General features: G+C 39.3%; 14 protein-coding genes and 1 rRNA gene. 13 read left to right on the top strand and 2 right to left on the bottom strand.

What is annotated here, in order from left to right:
• Positions 1-46: 46 nt before the first annotated feature.
• Entirely contained in the window at positions 47-1,453 is a 1,407-nt protein-coding gene (locus tag I588_RS17715; protein WP_010758223.1) for a L,D-transpeptidase family protein, read from the bottom strand.
• Positions 1,454-1,599: 146 nt separating this feature from the next.
• Positions 1,600-2,583: an L-lactate dehydrogenase gene (locus I588_RS17710; protein ID WP_010758222.1), complete on the bottom strand. Its 984-nt coding sequence runs from the start codon at positions 2,581-2,583 to the stop codon at positions 1,600-1,602.
• A gap of 304 nt (positions 2,584-2,887) precedes the next feature.
• Between I588_RS17710 and pth the strand changes: the two genes are divergently transcribed.
• The 13 genes from pth to I588_RS17645 all read left to right on the top strand — a co-directional run.
• Complete coding sequence (gene pth / locus I588_RS17705) at positions 2,888-3,445, top strand: aminoacyl-tRNA hydrolase (protein ID WP_010758221.1); 558 nt, start codon at positions 2,888-2,890, stop codon at positions 3,443-3,445.
• 15 nt (positions 3,446-3,460) lie between these two features.
• Complete coding sequence (gene mfd, locus I588_RS17700; protein WP_010758220.1) at positions 3,461-6,973, top strand: transcription-repair coupling factor; 3,513 nt, start codon at positions 3,461-3,463, stop codon at positions 6,971-6,973.
• A 39-nt stretch (positions 6,974-7,012) separates the two neighbouring features.
• A complete protein-coding gene (locus I588_RS17695; RefSeq protein WP_010758219.1) occupies positions 7,013-8,575 on the top strand; it encodes a putative polysaccharide biosynthesis protein in 1,563 nt (520 codons plus the stop codon).
• Between the two features lie 4 nt (positions 8,576-8,579).
• The gene (locus I588_RS17690; RefSeq protein WP_010758218.1) at positions 8,580-8,849 is read left to right on the top strand and encodes an RNA-binding S4 domain-containing protein; all 270 of its coding nucleotides are present in this window, start codon (positions 8,580-8,582) and stop codon (positions 8,847-8,849) included.
• Between the two features lie 76 nt (positions 8,850-8,925).
• A complete protein-coding gene (locus I588_RS17685) occupies positions 8,926-9,351 on the top strand; it encodes an FtsB family cell division protein (RefSeq protein ID WP_010758217.1) in 426 nt (141 codons plus the stop codon).
• 45 nt (positions 9,352-9,396) lie between these two features.
• A complete protein-coding gene (locus I588_RS17680) occupies positions 9,397-9,849 on the top strand; it encodes a S1 domain-containing RNA-binding protein (protein ID WP_010758216.1) in 453 nt (150 codons plus the stop codon).
• Between the two features lie 59 nt (positions 9,850-9,908).
• A complete protein-coding gene (tilS, locus tag I588_RS17675) occupies positions 9,909-11,249 on the top strand; it encodes a tRNA lysidine(34) synthetase TilS (protein ID WP_010758215.1) in 1,341 nt (446 codons plus the stop codon).
• Between the two features lie 12 nt (positions 11,250-11,261).
• Positions 11,262-11,807 (top strand): hypoxanthine phosphoribosyltransferase, encoded by a 546-nt coding sequence (gene hpt / locus I588_RS17670; protein ID WP_010758214.1) that lies wholly within the window; start codon positions 11,262-11,264, stop codon positions 11,805-11,807.
• A gap of 85 nt (positions 11,808-11,892) precedes the next feature.
• Positions 11,893-13,968, top strand: a complete 2,076-nt coding sequence (gene ftsH / locus I588_RS17665; protein ID WP_010758213.1) for an ATP-dependent zinc metalloprotease FtsH — start codon at positions 11,893-11,895, stop codon at positions 13,966-13,968.
• Between the two features lie 154 nt (positions 13,969-14,122).
• The gene (hslO, locus tag I588_RS17660; RefSeq protein WP_010758212.1) at positions 14,123-15,010 is read left to right on the top strand and encodes an Hsp33 family molecular chaperone HslO; all 888 of its coding nucleotides are present in this window, start codon (positions 14,123-14,125) and stop codon (positions 15,008-15,010) included.
• A gap of 1 nt (position 15,011) precedes the next feature.
• Positions 15,012-16,019 carry a tRNA dihydrouridine synthase DusB gene (dusB, locus tag I588_RS17655; protein ID WP_010758211.1) on the top strand — a complete coding sequence of 336 codons (1,008 nt, stop codon included), beginning with the start codon at positions 15,012-15,014 and terminating at the stop codon, positions 16,017-16,019.
• A gap of 120 nt (positions 16,020-16,139) precedes the next feature.
• Complete coding sequence (lysS, locus tag I588_RS17650) at positions 16,140-17,603, top strand: lysine--tRNA ligase (RefSeq protein WP_139244040.1); 1,464 nt, start codon at positions 16,140-16,142, stop codon at positions 17,601-17,603.
• A gap of 520 nt (positions 17,604-18,123) precedes the next feature.
• Positions 18,124-18,204: ribosomal RNA gene (locus I588_RS17645) — 16S ribosomal RNA — on the top strand; the annotation flags it as partial.

Here is an 18,204-nt window from a genome sequence, read left to right as displayed (position 1 = left end):
AAAGCAAAAAACAACCGCTTGGAATTTTTCCAAGCGGTTGTTCTGTTTAAAATACTAATACTGGTGTTCCTAAATCGACTAGTTCAAATACTTGTCCCATTACCCCTGGTGGAGTATTGATACAGCCGTGAGAGCCAACTGTTTGCCATAGCGTTCCGCCATAAGCTGGCTGCCAATCTGAATCATGTATCCCTACACCAGTCCAATCAATCGGCATCCAATATTTTACAGGGCTGGCATATTTGCTACCATCGTCGTTATAACCGCGTAAAGTAGTATTGGTTTCTTTGCTCCATACATAGTTAACCCCGTGTGGAGTAGGTGAAGAAGGCTTTCCACTGACAATATCAGTTTCTAAAGCAACGTTTCCATCTTTATAAACCCACATGTGTTGATTTTCCAAATCCACTTCAACGTAGGTGTTGCCGATTAAGGCTTTTCCTGAATCGGTTGTAGCACCTTCAACAATTGGTGAACGAGTAAAATCTTTTCCTTGAAGAATTTGTTCAGATAATGCTGCTGTTTCGTCGGCAGTTTTAATCGACCAACTATAGCTGCCAGCGGGAACTTCTACTTCCCCGCGACGGGTACTATTGAATTTAGTAGGCTGTGTTTTTGTATTATATGTTTGACCAAGTTCAGTAACATAAGCGGTCACTTTTTCTTGGTCTAAAGCTAGCTTGCCTTCAGCATCAACTGTTAACCAGCTTTGAATTTTATCAGAAGGTATATCAAAGGAATTTCCATTGATTGTGTAGGTTGCTTTAACTTTAGCAACTTTATTCATTTCTTCTAGTGATTTTTTTAGTTGAGCATCATCTTTTTTGATTGTTGGTTTCGATAAATACTCATTCATACTGATTGTATGCTTACCGGTTGAGACCGCTTCAGCAAAAGCATTTGTCGCAGCATCTACATCAATTGTGGTTCCTTGTTTTTCGCCAACAATTTCGAAGCCGGAACTGGTTTGTTTAATGGTTGCATTTTCTGATGGTGTTCGCGGTTCATTTACTTGTGTAAGCTCAACCTTTATTTGTTCTTTAAGTGCATTTAATTTATCTTCATCCAAAGTGTTGCCGGAAACATCTTTGGTTTCAGCAGCAGAAACCAACTGCATTCCCCAACTAAACGGATTTTGCGATTCTTTAATAGAAGTTAATTCATCTGCATAATCTGTCGTCCAGCCAAGGTCTTGTCGATTGATTTCTTTCCAATTTTTACTGTCAATTTGAATGACAAAAGGTGAGTCAGACAAAGCTTTTTCCATTTTTTTATTCGCGTCCTCAACGGTAAGATTTTCAATCTCAATTCCGTTGACCACTGTGTTGGGTAAAAATCGACTACTATAATATGTACTCCGGAAGGTATAACCCGCGACTAGTAACACGAGAACACCAAGTACGATAATTAAGCCTACTTTAGAACGGGGACGCTTCCTATCAGATCTTCGCATCGAAATAACTCCTTAATTTCACATAATAGATGGTATACCGATAACAAATATACCATAGAAAAAGCAAAAAGCGAGCTTTCTCGTGCACTTTATAAAAAATATTTAAAAATACCGTGAGAAATTTTCTCACGGTATTTTTGAAGCTTTTATTTATTTTCGCTATCTAATTCGGCGAAGGCTTTGTCCATAACTTCTTTTAATTGGTTAGCAGAAGCATCCATCTTATCTTTTTCTGCATCAGTCAATGGAATTTCAATGATGTTTTGGATACCTTTTGCATTAACAACAGCAGGTGCGCCAATATAAATATCATTTTGTCCATATTGACCTTCTAAATAAACAGATAATGGGAATACAGCACTTTCGTCATTTAAAATAGCACGTGTAATACGAGCTAAAGCAACAGCAATACCGTAGAATGTTGCTCCTTTTTTCTCAATTATTTCGTAAGCTGCATCACGTACACCAAAGAACAAGTTTACCAATGCTTCTTCGTCTACTTCAGGGTTATCTTTTACCCATTCATAAATTTGTAAACCAGCTACGTTTGCATGTGACCATACAGGAAACTCTGAATCGCCATGTTCACCTAAGATATAGGCATGGACATTACGTGGATCAACATTAACTAATTCAGAAATTGCTTGACGGAAGCGTGCAGTATCTAATGATGTTCCTGAACCGATGACACGTTCTTTAGGGAAACCTGAGAATTTCCAAGTAGCATAAGTTAAGATATCTACTGGGTTAGCGGCAACCAAGAAAATACCGTTGAAGCCAGACGCGACAATTTGTTCAACAATACTTTTGTTAATACGTAAGTTTTTGTTGACAAGATCTAAACGAGTTTCGCCTGGTTTTTGTGGTGCGCCAGCAGTAATAACAACTAAGTCAGCATCGTGTGCGTCATCATAAGAAGCAGAATAGATTTTTTTGGGTGAAGTGAAAGCTAATGCATGGGATAAATCAATTGCATCTCCTTCAGTTCTATTTGTATCAATATCGATAATTCCGATTTCTTGAGCTATATTTTGGTTAACTAAAGCGAAAGCATAGCTTGAACCTACGGCACCGTCTCCGACTAAAATTACTTTTTGATGGGTTTTAACATTTCCTGCTGCTGCAGTCATTGTGTACCAGTCCTTTCATCTTTTTGTTTTATCCCTGTCATCATACCATTGATTTGTAAAATTTGTCACGTATTTCGCTTGAAACTAATACAGTTCTAATAGTTGTTATAGTGGAAAACGGTTTATTTATTGAGGGGAAGGGAAACAGTAAAATGAGAGTTCTTAATGAAAAACCAAACTTTTAACAAGTCTTAAAATTCGGATGTGACCACTACAGTTTATTTTGTGTTATACTATGTGGGAACACTGGACCGTCTTATAGGCGGTCCAGCATTTTGGCATGCTTAAGGTGGAAGGTAAAATAATGAAAATGATTGTAGGCCTGGGAAATCCAGGAAAAAAATATGAAAATACAAAACACAATGTCGGGTTTATGGCCGTTGATATATTAGCAAATAGACACGGAGCAACCTTTAAAAAGCATACGTTTGAAGCAGAAGTAGCTGATTTCTTTGTTAATGGTGAAAAAATCCTATTAGTGAAACCTTTAACATTTATGAATGAGTCAGGAAGGGCAGTAGGGCCCTTAATGACTTATTTTGGCATTTATCCAGAAGAACTTGTTGTCATTCATGATGATTTAGATTTAGCCTTTGGTAAGCTTCGCTTGCGTCAAAAAGGTAGTGCCGGAGGCCATAACGGGTTGAAGAGTCTAATCTCTCATTTGAATAGTCAAGAGTTTAATCGAATTAAAATTGGTATTGGTAGGCCAAATGGAAAAACAGTGGTCAATCATGTGTTAAGTCCGTTTTCGAAGGAAGAACAGCCGGAGATTTTGGCTTGTGTAGATCGTGCTGCAGAAGCAGCCGATTACTTTATTGAAAGCAATGATTTTATTCAAACGATGAATCGATTTAACTAAGGAGGTGGTTCAGTCATGAATTTAATTGAAATAATCAATCAGACACCATTAGTAAAAGAATGGCATCAGCAATTAGAGCAACAGGCAAAACGACAGTTATTAGTGGGACTTTCTGGTTCTGCTAAAGCCTTAGTAATGGCTGGAGCCTACGAGAAATATCAGGGGCAGATTATTATTGTTGTTCCTAATCTCTACTATAGTAATCAGTTGGCTGAAGAACTGCGTCAAATTATTGATGACGTTCATCTTTTTCCGGTTGATGAGGTGCTGTCTGCTGAAATGGCCTTTTCCTCACCTGAGGCACGAGCGGAGCGAGTGGAAACTTTAACAGCGTTAAGTCAAGGGAAAAAAGGAATTTATGTGGTTCCATCAGCGGCACTTCGTAAGTATTTGCCAGCGCCAGCTACTTGGAAGAATAATCAATTGCATTGGAAAATCGGTAGTGAGGTTGATTTACAAAACTTAGCACAGCAGTTGGTTCTAATGGGGTATGAGCGTCAGTCAATGGTAGGGAAACCAGGCGAGTTTAGTATGCGTGGAAGCATCATTGATATTTATCCTCTTACAACTAGTTATCCAATTCGAATTGAATTATTTGATGTGGAAGTTGACTCTATTCGCTATTTTGAAGCTGACACGCAACGTTCGGTGACTAATCTAGAAGAGGCATGGATTGGACCAACCACAGAATTAGTATTTGATCAAACGGATTTAGAGCGTGGTGTTGAGAAGGTTAGTCAGTTGTTGGAAAATCGTTTGGCTGTTACGAAGGAAAAAGCGGATCAGTCATTCTTAAAGGATTACTATGGGCAGTTAATCGCTTCTTGGAGGGATGGTATTCCAACAGAAGAAGCGCGCTATTATACAGATTTACTCTATGGAGGTAAAACTTCTTTATTAGATTATGTTGACAAAGAGGCTTGGTTATTTGTAGATGATTACGGTCGAATCATGGAAACCAACCGTGAAATGGAACGAGAAGAAGCAGAGTGGCATACGCAAAAATTAGCTGAGTTGCGAGTGTTCTCGGAACAACATTTTGGTTTAGATCTAAGCAGCTTATTAAAAAAGACAACTTTGGTTTCTTCCTTTTTCTCACTTTTTCAAAAGGGAATGGGAAACTTAAGATTTGAAGCTATTCATGCTTTCCAGTACCGATCGATGCAACAATTTTTTGGACAGATTCCTTTGTTGAAGACAGAAGTAGATCGTTGGCAAAAGCAGCAGCAAACGGTTATTTTCATTGTTTCGGATCAGGAACGGCAAGAAAAACTGATGCAGGAATTTCAAGATGCGGAAATACAAGCTGTTCAAACAACCAAGGATCAGTTGCTAATTGGAAAATCTCAAATTGTTGAAGGCAGCTTATCTTCAGGATTTGAATTGCCGCAAGATCGGATTGTTGTTGTTACTGAGCGTGAGATATTTCAAAAAGTTACTAAGAAGAGAACGCGCCGCCAAACCATTTCTAATGCAGAACGATTAAAAAGCTATAACGAATTAAAAGCTGGCGATTATGTAGTTCACGCTAATCATGGTATTGGTAAGTACATTGGTATGGAAACGATCGAAATAGATGGTGTTCATCAGGATTACATGACGATACTTTATCAAAAAGATGATAAATTGTTCATTCCGGTAACTCAGTTGAATTTGATTCAAAAATATGTTGCTTCAGAAGCCAAACCACCTAAAATAAACAAATTAGGCGGAAGTGAATGGAGTAAAACGAAGCAGAAAGTTTCGAAAAAAATTGAGGACATTGCCGATGATCTGATTGAATTATATGCTAAGCGGGAAGCTGAACGGGGCTATGCTTTTGGCCCTGACGATGAGTATCAGAAAGAATTTGAAGACGCATTTCCTTATACTGAAACCGATGACCAGCTGCGCAGTGCTGCCGAAATCAAGCATGATATGGAAAAACCGCGGCCAATGGATCGTCTGCTCGTTGGTGATGTTGGTTTTGGTAAAACCGAGGTTGCGTTGCGGGCGGCCTTTAAAGCAATTAAGGAAAATAAACAGGTAGCTTTTTTAGTTCCAACGACGATTTTGGCACAGCAGCACTATGACACCATGGTGGAACGCTTTGAAAACTTTCCTGTAAAAGTCGCTATGCTCAGTCGGTTTAGAACGAAAAAGCAGCAGCATGAAACGATTGAACAACTACGAACTGGGCAAGTTGATATAGTAGTAGGAACGCATCGGATTTTATCCCAGGATTTGAAATTTGCCGATTTAGGATTGCTGGTTATAGATGAAGAACAACGGTTTGGAGTAAAGCACAAGGAACGGCTAAAACAATTGCGCTCTCAAGTAGATGTATTAACATTGACAGCTACTCCGATACCAAGAACATTGCATATGTCCATGCTGGGAGTTCGTGATTTATCTGTCATTGAAACACCACCAGAAAACCGTTATCCTATTCAAACTTATGTAATGGAAACAAATCCTGGGGCTATTCGTGAGGCGATTGAACGAGAAATGGCTCGTGGGGGACAAGCTTTTTACCTATATAACCGTGTGGAAACAATTGAACGCAAGGTTGAAGAACTGCAAATGTTAGTGCCAGATGCGCGGATCGGATTTGCTCATGGGCAAATGACTGAAGTGCAACTGGAAAATACGCTGTTAGATTTTATTGAGGGACAGTATGATATTTTAGTGACTACTACAATTATTGAAACGGGAGTAGATATTCCTAACGTCAATACATTGTTTGTCGAAAATGCTGATTATATGGGATTATCTACTTTGTATCAATTAAGAGGGCGCGTTGGCCGAAGCAATCGGATTGCTTATGCTTATTTCATGTATGAGCCTCAGAAAATACTAAATGAGGTTAGCGAAAAACGACTGCAAGCGATCAAAGATTTTACTGAACTAGGCTCAGGATTCAAAATTGCGATGCGAGATTTATCTATTCGAGGTGCCGGAAATCTGTTAGGTGCTCAGCAGCATGGGTTTATTGATGCTGTCGGATTTGATATGTATTCCCAAATGTTGACAGAAGCGGTCGATCGCAAACAAGGGAAAAATACTCAAGCTGAACGAACCTCAGTTGAAATCAATATTGGGATTGATGCTTATATTCCAGGTACTTATATAGAAGATGAGCGGCAAAAAATTGAGATTTATAAGCGAATTCGTGAGCTGGAAAGTCGTGAAATGTTGGATGAGGTGGAATCTGATTTAATTGACCGTTTCGGTGATTATCCTGATGAAGTAGCCAATTTGCTTAATGTTGGGCAGGTTAAAATGGATGGGGATCGTGCTTTGATTGAAAGCATTACAAAACGCGATCAGCAGCTAATTATTACTTTGAGCAAGGTTGGGACTAAAGCTTATGCTGTGGAACAGCTTTTTGAGGCTTTAAGTGCGACCAAATTGAAAGCTACATTGGGTGTTGAAAAAGAAAAAATGGTAATTAAGCTAGTCATCCAAGCTAAAATGGATCAGGCTGTTTGGCTGCGGGAATTAACAAAGTTTGTTAAGGCGATGCGTGAGCAAAAATACAGGGAATAGGGGCTGAGAGCACTGGCTAACAAAGAAATGAAGGTCATGATGCGTGGTGCTTTTGTATTGACTGCCGCTTCCTTTGTTGCGAAGCTGTTAAGTGCTGTTTATCGCGTACCTTATCAAAATCTAGCAGGGGATGAAGGCTTTTATGTTTATCAGCAAGTTTATCCAATTTATGGAATAGCCATGACTTTAGCCCTTTCAGGACTGCCGCAGTTCATTTCAAAATATGTGGCAGAAAAAAAGGGGCCTAAAGAACAGCGAGCCGCATTAGTTGAATTATTTCCTTTAGTTGCTGGCTTTGGATTAGTATTGTGGGCGATTACTTTTTTTGGAAGTCGTCAAATTGCTAATGGAATGGGAGATATAGGGTTAACGCCTCTTATCCGGGTGGTTTCCTTTACCTTTGTTTTAATGCCGTTACTTTCAATAACTCGTGGTGAATTTCAAGGGAAACTGATGATGGTTCCTACAGCTGTTTCACAGGTAGTTGAACAGTTGATTCGGGTAGGCGTCATATTAATTGCAGCTTGGTCCTTTCAACAATTTCACTGGGATGTCTATCATACTGGAACCGTTGCTATGATAGGGGCTTTAGCAGGTGGCGCAGTTGCTGTTTTGATTTTGCAATATTACCGTCGTAAAGTATTAGGCACTAGTACACCAATCGCCTTTTTTACATTTAATGAGCAATCTAAGATTCTTATGAAGAGACTTGTCTTAGAAGGTGGCTTAATGACTATTTACAGCGGCTATTTAATCTTATTTCAATTAGTAGATTCATTTACTATTAAAAAGGCATTGGTGGATTCGGGACTGACGGAGTATGGTGCAAAGGTGGCTAAAGGGGTTTATGATCGTGGACAGCCTTTGGTTCAATTAGGTTTAGTAGTAGCTTTGGCACTAAGCTCCAGTTTTCTTCCGATATTAACTCGTTACTTAACCAATCGAGAGCGTCGCCTGTTCATCAAATCTAGTCAGATTTTTTTAAGATTGACGTGTGGTATTGCTGCAGCTGCTTCATTGGGACTAGTATTGCTGCTTCCCTACGTAAACTTTGCGCTGTTTAAAGACTATTCAGGAAATCTTACGTTAGTTTTATTTGTATGTGCGATTTTTTTGATGGCCATGATTCAAAGCTATCAAAGTATTGCACAAAGTCAGAACCACTATCGAAATTCGTTGAAGGCTGCCGGGTGGGGAATAGTGTTGAAAGTTTTGTCCACTAATTTTTTTACGAGAACATGGGGAACAGTAGGTGCTAGTCTAGCTACTTTAGCTGGCCTGTCTTTAGCGTTAGTTGTTTTACATCGAGGCAGTGACCCTGAACTTAATGGCTATCTAAAGGAAAGAAAATTTGGAAAGAAACTTGCTGCTTGTTTGGGTGGAATGACGATAAGCTTGTTCGGATATTACGCAGTGTTGTTGATAGTGGGGAGTCCAGTACAACATCGCAGTCAAGCATTAATGGCGGCATTGTTTGGGGTATTAATTGGTGCAAGTGTTTTCTTGTTTTTAGCCATTCGTTTGAAGTTGTTGACGACTAGGGAATGGTTGATGCTGCCAATGGGATCAAAAATATTACGATTAAAATGGAAGAGAGAGTGAATTTATGCGATTAGATAAATTTTTAAAGATATCAAGAATTATTAAGCGTCGTTCTGTAGCGAAGGAAGTAGCCGATAAGGGACGAATTCAAGTGAACGGGAAACTTGCTAAATCTTCAACCGATGTTAAAATTGGCGATGTTATTCGTGTTCAGTTTGGCAATAAAATTTTGGAAGCGAAGGTGGTTGCTTTGCATGAATCAACTAAAAAAGAAGATGCAGCTGGGATGTATGAGATCCTTCAAGAAACAAGAGTTGAAAATAACCTTAATTAAGATTATTTCAAATAGACATTAGAATTTGAACTTGCTATAATAGAAAAGAAACTCAAGAAAAAGGGAGCTTGACGAAATGGGCGAAAAAAAGCTGAAGGTAGCTGCATTGGATACACCTTATGCTAAAGAACAATATAAAAACTTTCAAAAACAACAGCGCCAATTAGTTTTTAAGCGTCGTCGTTTAACTGCACTTTTCTTGATTGCTGCGTTTATTTTTATTATTATGGGCGTTCAATTGTTTGGTGAACATCAACATTTAAGTGAATTGAAGGCAATTCAAGCTAAAACAGAGGCAGAATCTGTGAAGCTTGATCAACAAGTGTCTACATTGAAACAAGATGTTGCTTTACTGCAAGATGACGATTATGTTGCTAAATTAGCACGCAGCCGCTATTATTATTCCAAAGAAGGCGAATTGGTGTTTGTCTTGCCTGATGAGGACAAAACACCACAAAAAACGTCATCCGACGAAGTTGTAAAGTCAGAAACTGCAGAATAAGCGGTTTTAATAAATAGGTAAAAAAATAGGAGGAACAATCTTTTTATGTCAATCGAAGTAGGAGCTAAGCTGCAAGGAAAAGTGTCCGGTATCACTAATTTTGGTGCATTTATCGATTTAGGGGAAGGAAAAACAGGCTTAGTCCATATCAGTGAAATTTCCAATGGATTCGTTAAAGACATCCATGATGTATTATCTGTAGGCGATGAAGTGACAGTAAAAGTTACCTCTGTAGGTAATGATGGAAAAGTTGGCTTGTCTATCCGTAAAGCCCAGGATCAACCGCAACCTGAAAAGAAACCATTCAACAGAGACAGCCGAGAAAAACGTGAAAGTCGTCCTGCACGTCCACAAGCAAAGGGTAATTTTTCAAAGAACAAAAAAGAAGACTTCGATACATTGATGAGTTCCTTTTTAAAGGATAGCGATGATCGCTTATCCTCTTTAAAGCGTAACACTGAAGGTAAACGCGGTGGCCGCGGCGGCCGGCGCAACTAAATTAAGCAAGTAGCTGAAATTCATCACGAATTTCAGCTTTTTTCAATAGGAGAAATTGAATGGAGCAGATGTTTTTACAAAGAAATCCTGAGCTAAAGCAGGCCAACCGAGTGTTGGTTGCCGTTTCGACAGGAATTGACTCTATGGTTCTTTTGCATTTAATGGAAATAATTAGAGAACGAATGGACTTAAGTATTGGTGTTGCTCATGTGAATCACCAATTGCGGGAGGAGTCTGTAGAAGAAGCGGCATTTTTAAAAAAATATTGTTACGAACATCAAATTGATTACTATGAAAAAAAATGGATGACACCACCGAATGTAGGGATTGAAGTTCAGGCTCGCAAGTTTCGATACACTTTTTTTGCTGAGTTGATGAAAAGTAAAGGGTATTCTTTATTGCTAACTGGACACCATGCAGATGATCAGGTTGAAACGATGATGATGCGATTTACTCGTGGGGGAAGTTTGCTAAGTCACGCTGGAATGCAAAGAAAAAGAGTATTTAGCAGTGGATCATTGCTCAGGCCGTTATTATCTTTCTCAAAACAGGAGATTATGGACTATGCCATAAAAGAATCAATCCCATATTTTGAGGATGCTAGCAATACCACATTATGCTATGCTAGAAATCGTATTCGTCATAGGATCTTGCCGGTATTGAAAGAAGAAAATCCTCAGCTCCTAGAACATGCTCGACAATTTTCGCAGCAGTTAGCATGGGCAGAAGAGGGATTACGAGATGCACTAAAAGAAAATTTAAACAATGTGGTTTATCAAGAACAGCAGTGGCGGTTTACGCACAGTGATCTACCAGCAGCAGAAGGTCTACGTTATTATTTTTTGAGTTTTTTATTCGAAGAGGTTTATAAGACAACTCAATTAGTTGTTTCGCAGCGGCAACTCTTTCAATTGGTCCATCTGATAAAAGATGGAGCGGCCCAGTGGGAGATAGACTTAGGAGAAAACTGGCAATTTACTGCCAGCTATCTGACCTTTACTATCAGGAAACAATCATCTCCTATAGGCGGAACTTATTATTTGAATGATGGAGAAACAGTCAAACTTTCTTCAAATGAACAGCTATGTTTAAAAGTCGGCGGAACTAAAGATCAAAATGCACATTACTCAATAGTTTTACCTGCAATGGTCAACTTGCCTTTAACCATAAGAAAAAGAGAACCGGGGGATCGTATTCAACTTACTGCGAAATTGAGAAAAAAAGTTAGTCGTTATTTTATTGATGAAAAAATTCCTCAAGAGAAAAGAGAGCAAGCCTGGGTCGTCACGGATGCTTTCGGAGAAGTCATAAGCATACTTCCCTTTGTGAATTCTTATTTGAGTATTGGGAATGAAACTGATAGAATACACTACATACTTGACTATTATATGTACCATTGAAAGGAGCCTCTCATGCAAGGGAAGGATATTGAAAGAGTCTTAATTGATCGAGCTGAAATTCAACAGCGCTGTGCCGAATTAGGCAAACAATTGACTGAGGATTATACAGACAAAAACCCATTAGTGGTTGGTATTTTAAAAGGAGCTGTTCCGTTCATGGCGGATATCGTTCGTGAAATCGACACGTATCTTGAGTTAGATTTTATGGATGTATCTAGTTACGGTAATCAGACGGTTTCTTCTGGTGAAGTGAAAATTATCAAAGATTTAGACACAAATGTTGAAGGACGCGATTTGCTGATCGTAGAAGATATAATCGACAGTGGTCGGACACTTCATTATTTAGTGGAGTTGTTTAAATATCGTAAAGCTAAATCAGTTAAAATTGTAACGTTGCTAGACAAACCTGAAGGTCGTATCGTTGATATCGAAGCTGATTACATTGGTTTCAACGTACCAAACGAATTTGTAGTAGGTTATGGGTTAGATTATGCTGAAACTTACCGCAACTTGCCTTACGTCGGGATTTTAAAACCTGAAGTTTATCAATCAAATTAGTGACAGGAACAATTCACATTATGATATACTATAAAGGTCAGGATTGATAAAACTTTAAGAAAGCAACAATACGAGGAGGAAACGTATGAATAAAAACCCAAAGGGGGCTAAAAATGCTCTCTATTATATCCTCGTCATCTTGGCTATGGTCATGGTTGTGTATTTCCTTTTTGGAGACAATCGTACCCAGTCGCCAGATATCGAGTATTCCACTTTCACTAAACAGTTAAAAGAAGGAAAAATCAAAGAATTCAGAATTCAACCAGCAGGTGGCGTCTACAAAATTACTGGTGAATACAATGAACAGCAAGAGGTAGCAAACACTGGCGGTTTGAACATTATTGGTTCAACTGAAAGTTCAACTACGCATTTCAGTACTATTGTGCTGCCTAATGATTCTACATTGAGCGAAGTAACTACACTTGCTAGTGAAAATGGAATCAAAACAGAAGTTCAAGAGGAATCCAGCAGCGGTATGTGGGTAACCTTGCTTGTGAGCTTCTTACCGATTCTGTTAATGGTTTTCTTCTTCTATATGATCATGGGTCAACAAGGTGGCGGCGGTGGCGGCAATGGCCGTGTGATGAACTTTGGTAAATCAAAAGCCAAAGAAGCTGACAAAAAGGCTAACCGCGTACGCTTCTCTGATGTAGCCGGTGCTGAGGAAGAGAAACAAGAATTAGTTGAAGTAGTAGAATTTCTGAAGGATCCACGGCGCTTCGTTGAATTAGGTGCCCGCATCCCAGCAGGTGTACTGCTAGAAGGACCTCCCGGGACTGGTAAAACTTTGCTTGCCAAAGCAGTAGCTGGTGAAGCAGGCGTACCATTCTATTCAATCTCAGGTTCTGACTTTGTAGAAATGTTTGTTGGTGTCGGTGCAAGCCGTGTTCGTGACCTATTTGAAACTGCGAAGAAAAACGCTCCGGCCATCATCTTTATCGATGAAATTGATGCTGTTGGACGTCAACGTGGAGCTGGTATGGGTGGAGGTCACGATGAACGTGAACAAACCTTGAACCAACTGCTAGTTGAAATGGATGGTTTTGATGGTAACGAAGGTGTCATTGTCATTGCTGCAACAAACCGTTCAGATGTACTAGACCCAGCATTACTACGTCCAGGACGTTTTGACCGTCAGATCTTAGTTGGTCGTCCAGATGTGAAAGGCCGTGAAGCAATTTTACGAGTACATGCGCGTAATAAGCCTTTGGCAGATGATGTTGATTTGAAAGTAGTCGCACAACAAACACCAGGTTTTGCTGGTGCTGATTTAGAAAATGTATTGAATGAAGCTGCTTTAGTTGCTGCTCGTCGCAACAAGAAGAAAATTGATGCTTCAGATGTGGATGAAGCAGAAGATCGCGTAATTGCGGGACCTGCTAAGAAAGATCGCGTTATCAGTAAGCATGAACGTGAAATGGTTGCTTATCATGAAGCAGGGCACACTATCATTGGTATGGTCTTGAATCGTGCTCGTGTGGTACACAAAGTGACGATTATTCCTCGTGGACGTGCCGGTGGGTACATGATCGCTTTACCAAAAGAGGATCAAATGCTGATGTCTAAAGAAGACATGTTTGAACAAATTGTTGGTTTATTAGGCGGACGTACTGCTGAAGAGATTGTCTTTAATGCTCAAACAACTGGTGCTTCTAATGACTTTGAACAAGCGACTGCATTAGCTCGCAGCATGGTGACGGAATATGGAATGAGCGATAAGCTTGGTCCAGTTCAATATGAAGGCAATCATCAAGTATTTGTTGGTCGTGACTATGGTCAAACCAAGGCTTATTCTGAACAAGTAGCCTTTGAAATCGACCAAGAAGTCCGCAAGATTCTGATGGAAGCTCATGATAAGGCTCGTCAAATTATCGAAGAGCATCGCGATCAGCACAAATTAATTGCTGAAAAACTACTAGAATTTGAAACGTTAGATGCGAAAGCAATTAAATCTTTGTTTGAAACTGGTCAAATGCCAGAAGGGCAAGGCAGTCTTTATCCGAGTGAAAAAGCCCAAGCGCAAACTTTTGAAGAAGCTAAACGTGCTTTGGAAGAAAAAGACGCTGAAAAACAAGCTTTGGATGAAAAGAAACACAATGATCCTAACGGCGACGATGAGCCAATAGAATCACCTGACGATACAAGTGATAACGAACAATAGTTTATCTGAAAGCATGTCTTAATCGACATGCTTTTTTGGATTTTTTATAAAGTAATACTAGGCGGTTGAAAAAAAGTAAAAGTCCTAGTATGATGCAATCACGAGTAAGGTTGCATAGAAATTTGGCAACTGCTAAAGTAAGGAGAAAAATTAAATGACTGATTATTTAGTAAAAGCGTTAGCCTATGATGGTTTTGTACGAGCTTACGCAGTAAATGCAACAGAAACGATTGCTGAAGCGCAACGACGCCACGACACTTGGAATACTGCTTCAGCAGCATTAGGACGTACTATGATTGGCGGCTTAATGTTAGGGGCAACTTTAAAAGGTGAGGATAAGTTAACTATAAAAATAGATGGCAATGGTCCCGCTGGTGGAATTGTTGTTGACAGCAATGGTAAGGGAGATGTCAAAGGATACATTAAAAATACCCATCTTAGTTTACCATTGAATGAAATTGGCAAGCTAGATGTCCGAGGTGCTGTTGGAACAGAAGGAATGCTGACAGTAATTAAAGACTTAGGATTGAAGGAACCTTTTTCTGGACAAACGCCAATTGTTTCTGGAGAAATTGGTGAAGATTTCACCTACTACTTGGCTGTTTCTGAACAAATTCCTTCTGCGGTAGGAGTATCTGTATTAGTTGATACAGATGATTCAATCAAAACAGCGGGAGGATTTATGATTCAGATTATGCCTGGTGCTGAGGATGAAGTGATTGATCAGATCGAAGAACGGCTAAAAGAAACTACTCGAATTTCTTCTTTGCTTGACGAAGGTCAGACGCCAGAAGAAATTTTACAAAGATTATTGGGAACGAATGATGTTGAATTCTTAGAAAAGATGCCTGTCCAATTTAAATGTGATTGCTCAAAAGAAAAATTTGGTGCGGCGATTATTAGTTTAGGGCCTGATGAAATTCAGGCGATGATTGATGAAGACCATGGTGCTGAGGCTGTTTGTACTTTCTGCAATAATAAGTATAAATATAGTGAAGCTGACTTATTAGAATTAAAACGAGAAGCGATGGGGGAACTATAGGGTGAAGCCGTTAAATGGAACATGGAAAATCGGCAATGTGGAAATTCCTAATCGAGTAGTAGTAGCACCAATGGCTGGAATTACTAATGCGGCATTCAGAGTTACAGTTAAAGAGTTCGGAGCTGGATTAGTCGTTTGTGAAATGATTAGCGACCAAGGAATTCATTTTCGTAATAAGAAGACATTGGATATGCTGTATATCGATGAAAGAGAACATCCATTAAGCGTGCAGATTTTTGGCGGAAATAAAGAGTCATTGGTGGAGGCTGCTTGCTTTGTGCAGGAAAACACCAAAGCAGATATCATTGATATTAATATGGGGTGCCCAGTTAATAAAGTTATTAAGGCTGAAGCAGGAGCAAAATGGTTATTAGATCCAGAAAAAGTATATGAAATGGTTCAAGCAGTTTCTTCAGCGGTTGATATTCCAGTCACTGTAAAAATGCGTGTTGGCTGGGATGCTAAACATATTTTGGCTGTTGAAAATGCTCTGGCAGCTCAAAGTGCGGGAGCTTCAGCGATAGCTATGCACGGCCGTACACGAGTTCAAATGTATGAGGGACATGCTGATTGGAATGTACTGAAGGATGTTGCAGATCAATTGACCATTCCTTTTATGGGGAACGGCGATGTTCGAACACCTGAAGATGCCAAAAGAATGATAGAAGAAGTTGGTGTGGATGGCGTGATGATAGGGCGAGCGGCATTAGGCAATCCATGGATGATTCATCGCACGCAACACTACTTAGAAACTGGCGTATTAATTGATGAACCGACACCAAGAGAAAAAATTGCTACTGCAAAATTGCATTTAGAACGATTGATAGATTTAAAGGGCGAAAAAATCGCTTGTCGAGAGTTCCGTCAACACGCAAGCTATTACTTAAAAGGCATCTCACGAGCTGCTAAAGCCAAAGTAGCTATTAATCAGACAGAAGAGAAGCAAGTGATTATAAACATTTTAGATCAATTAGTGGAATCAATAGAAGCAAAGCAAAAAATTAGTTAATCTTTCAAGCCGAATAGAGAATTCGGCTTGATTTTTTATAGATAGATTGGCATTATAAGGAAGAGTACCTACATTAAAGGAGGAAAATTCGTGACTGAGGAACAAAACAGCTTAGCGGAAATGAATGACCAAATGCGTGTCCGCCGCGAAAAAATGGAGGCTATTCGTGAAGAAGGCATGGATCCATTTGGCAAACGCTTTGAGCGTACGGCAAATTCACAGGAACTACATGAGAAGTATGACAGCAATACTAAAGAAGAGCTGCATGAACTGGCATTAACTGCTAGTGTTGCAGGTCGAATGATGACTAAACGCGGTAAGGGAAAAGCAGGCTTTGCACATTTGCAAGACCGTGAAGGGCAGATTCAGATTTATGTTCGTAAAGATGAAGTTGGGGATGATAACTACGAAGTCTTTAAACGTGCTGATTTAGGCGATTTTTTTGGTGTTACTGGTGAAGTAATGAAGACAAATACCGGCGAGGTTTCAATCAAAGCAAAGGAAATTATTTTACTGACGAAGTCTTTGCGTCCAATGCCTGAAAAATATCACGGATTGACAAATGTTGAACAACGATATCGTCAACGCTATTTAGATTTGATTAGTAATCGTGAAAGTTTTGATCGTTTCATGAAGCGTAGTCAAATTATCAGCCAAATTCGTCGCTATCTTGATGGTTTAGGATATATTGAAGTGGAAACACCAGTTTTGCATAATGAAGCTGGCGGAGCTGCCGCACGTCCATTTATTACACACCATAATGCACTAGATATAGATCTTTATTTACGTATTGCTTTAGAATTACATTTGAAACGACTAATTGTCGGCGGTATGGAAAAAGTATATGAAATTGGACGTGTTTTCCGTAATGAAGGGATTGACACTACTCATAATCCAGAGTTTACAATGATGGAAGTGTATACTGCCTATACTGATTACCAAGATATCATGAATTTGACTGAAGGTATCATCCGTAATGCTGCTGAAAATGTGCTTGGTACTACAACAATTACCTACGATGGCGCTGAGGTGGATTTAGGCAGTGAATTTAAACGAATTCATATGGTAGATGCGGTTAAAGAACAAACAGGTGTAGATTTCTGGAAAGAGATGTCGATTGATGAGGCACGAGCTGCTGCAAAAGAGCATAATGTTGAAATCAATGAAAACATGGAAGTTGGCCATATTCTTAATGAGTTCTTCGAAACATTTGTTGAAGAAACGTTAGAGCAGCCTACTTTTGTGTACGGGCATCCAGTAGAAGTTTCACCGTTGGCTAAGAAAAACGATGAAGATCCACGCTTTACTGATCGCTTTGAATTGTTTATTGTAGGTCGTGAATTTGCTAATGCTTTTACCGAGTTAAATGATCCAATCGACCAAAGAGCTCGATTTGAAGCACAAGAAAAAGAAAAAGAGCAAGGAAATGATGAAGCACATGGTGTGGATGAAGATTTCCTAGAAGCTTTAGAATACGGAATGCCACCAACTGGGGGCTTAGGAATTGGAATTGACCGTCTTGTTATGCTGTTAACCGATGTACAGTCAATTCGTGATGTTCTGCTGTTCCCTACAATGCGCTAAAAAACTGTGGCTGGTCTACTTGCAAGTGAGTAGACCAGTCCTTTTTTTGTTATTTACGAACGATCATTAAGTGAAACAGCAGCAATAATCGCTTATGAAAAAAAGTTGAAAAAAACTGATATTTTTCGTTGACCAAAGGCGATTATGTTGGTATATTATGTATTGTTCCAAAACGAGCGGTAAACGTTCGAAAGAAAATAAAAAAAGTCGTTGACAGATGACTGTAAATCAGTTATTCTATCAAAGTCGCATCTGAACAGCTCAAACCAATCTAAAAAAACTTTTTGAAAAAAGTTAAAAAAGTTGTTGACATTGAGTTGGCAAACTGATAAGATTTAAGAGTTGCTGATGCAACACGAAACACACGATTTTATCAAGTAGACCTTTGAAAACTGAACGAATAAAACAAACCAAATGTGTAGGGCGCTTCTATATAATAGAAGCAAACAACATAGCAAGCAATTGCTAGCGAATCAATTTTTAAATTGAGCTGAACAGTCGCAAGACTGTTTCAAACACTTTTTATGAGAGTTTGATCCTGGCTCAGGACGAACGCTGGCGGCGTGCCTAATACATGCAAGTCGAACGCTTTTTCTTCCAC

The sequence above is a fragment of the Enterococcus pallens ATCC BAA-351 genome (genome assembly GCF_000407485.1).
GTDB classification, from domain to species: domain Bacteria; phylum Bacillota; class Bacilli; order Lactobacillales; family Enterococcaceae; genus Enterococcus_A; species Enterococcus_A pallens.
This window is presented reverse-complemented; position numbering and strand designations above follow the sequence as displayed.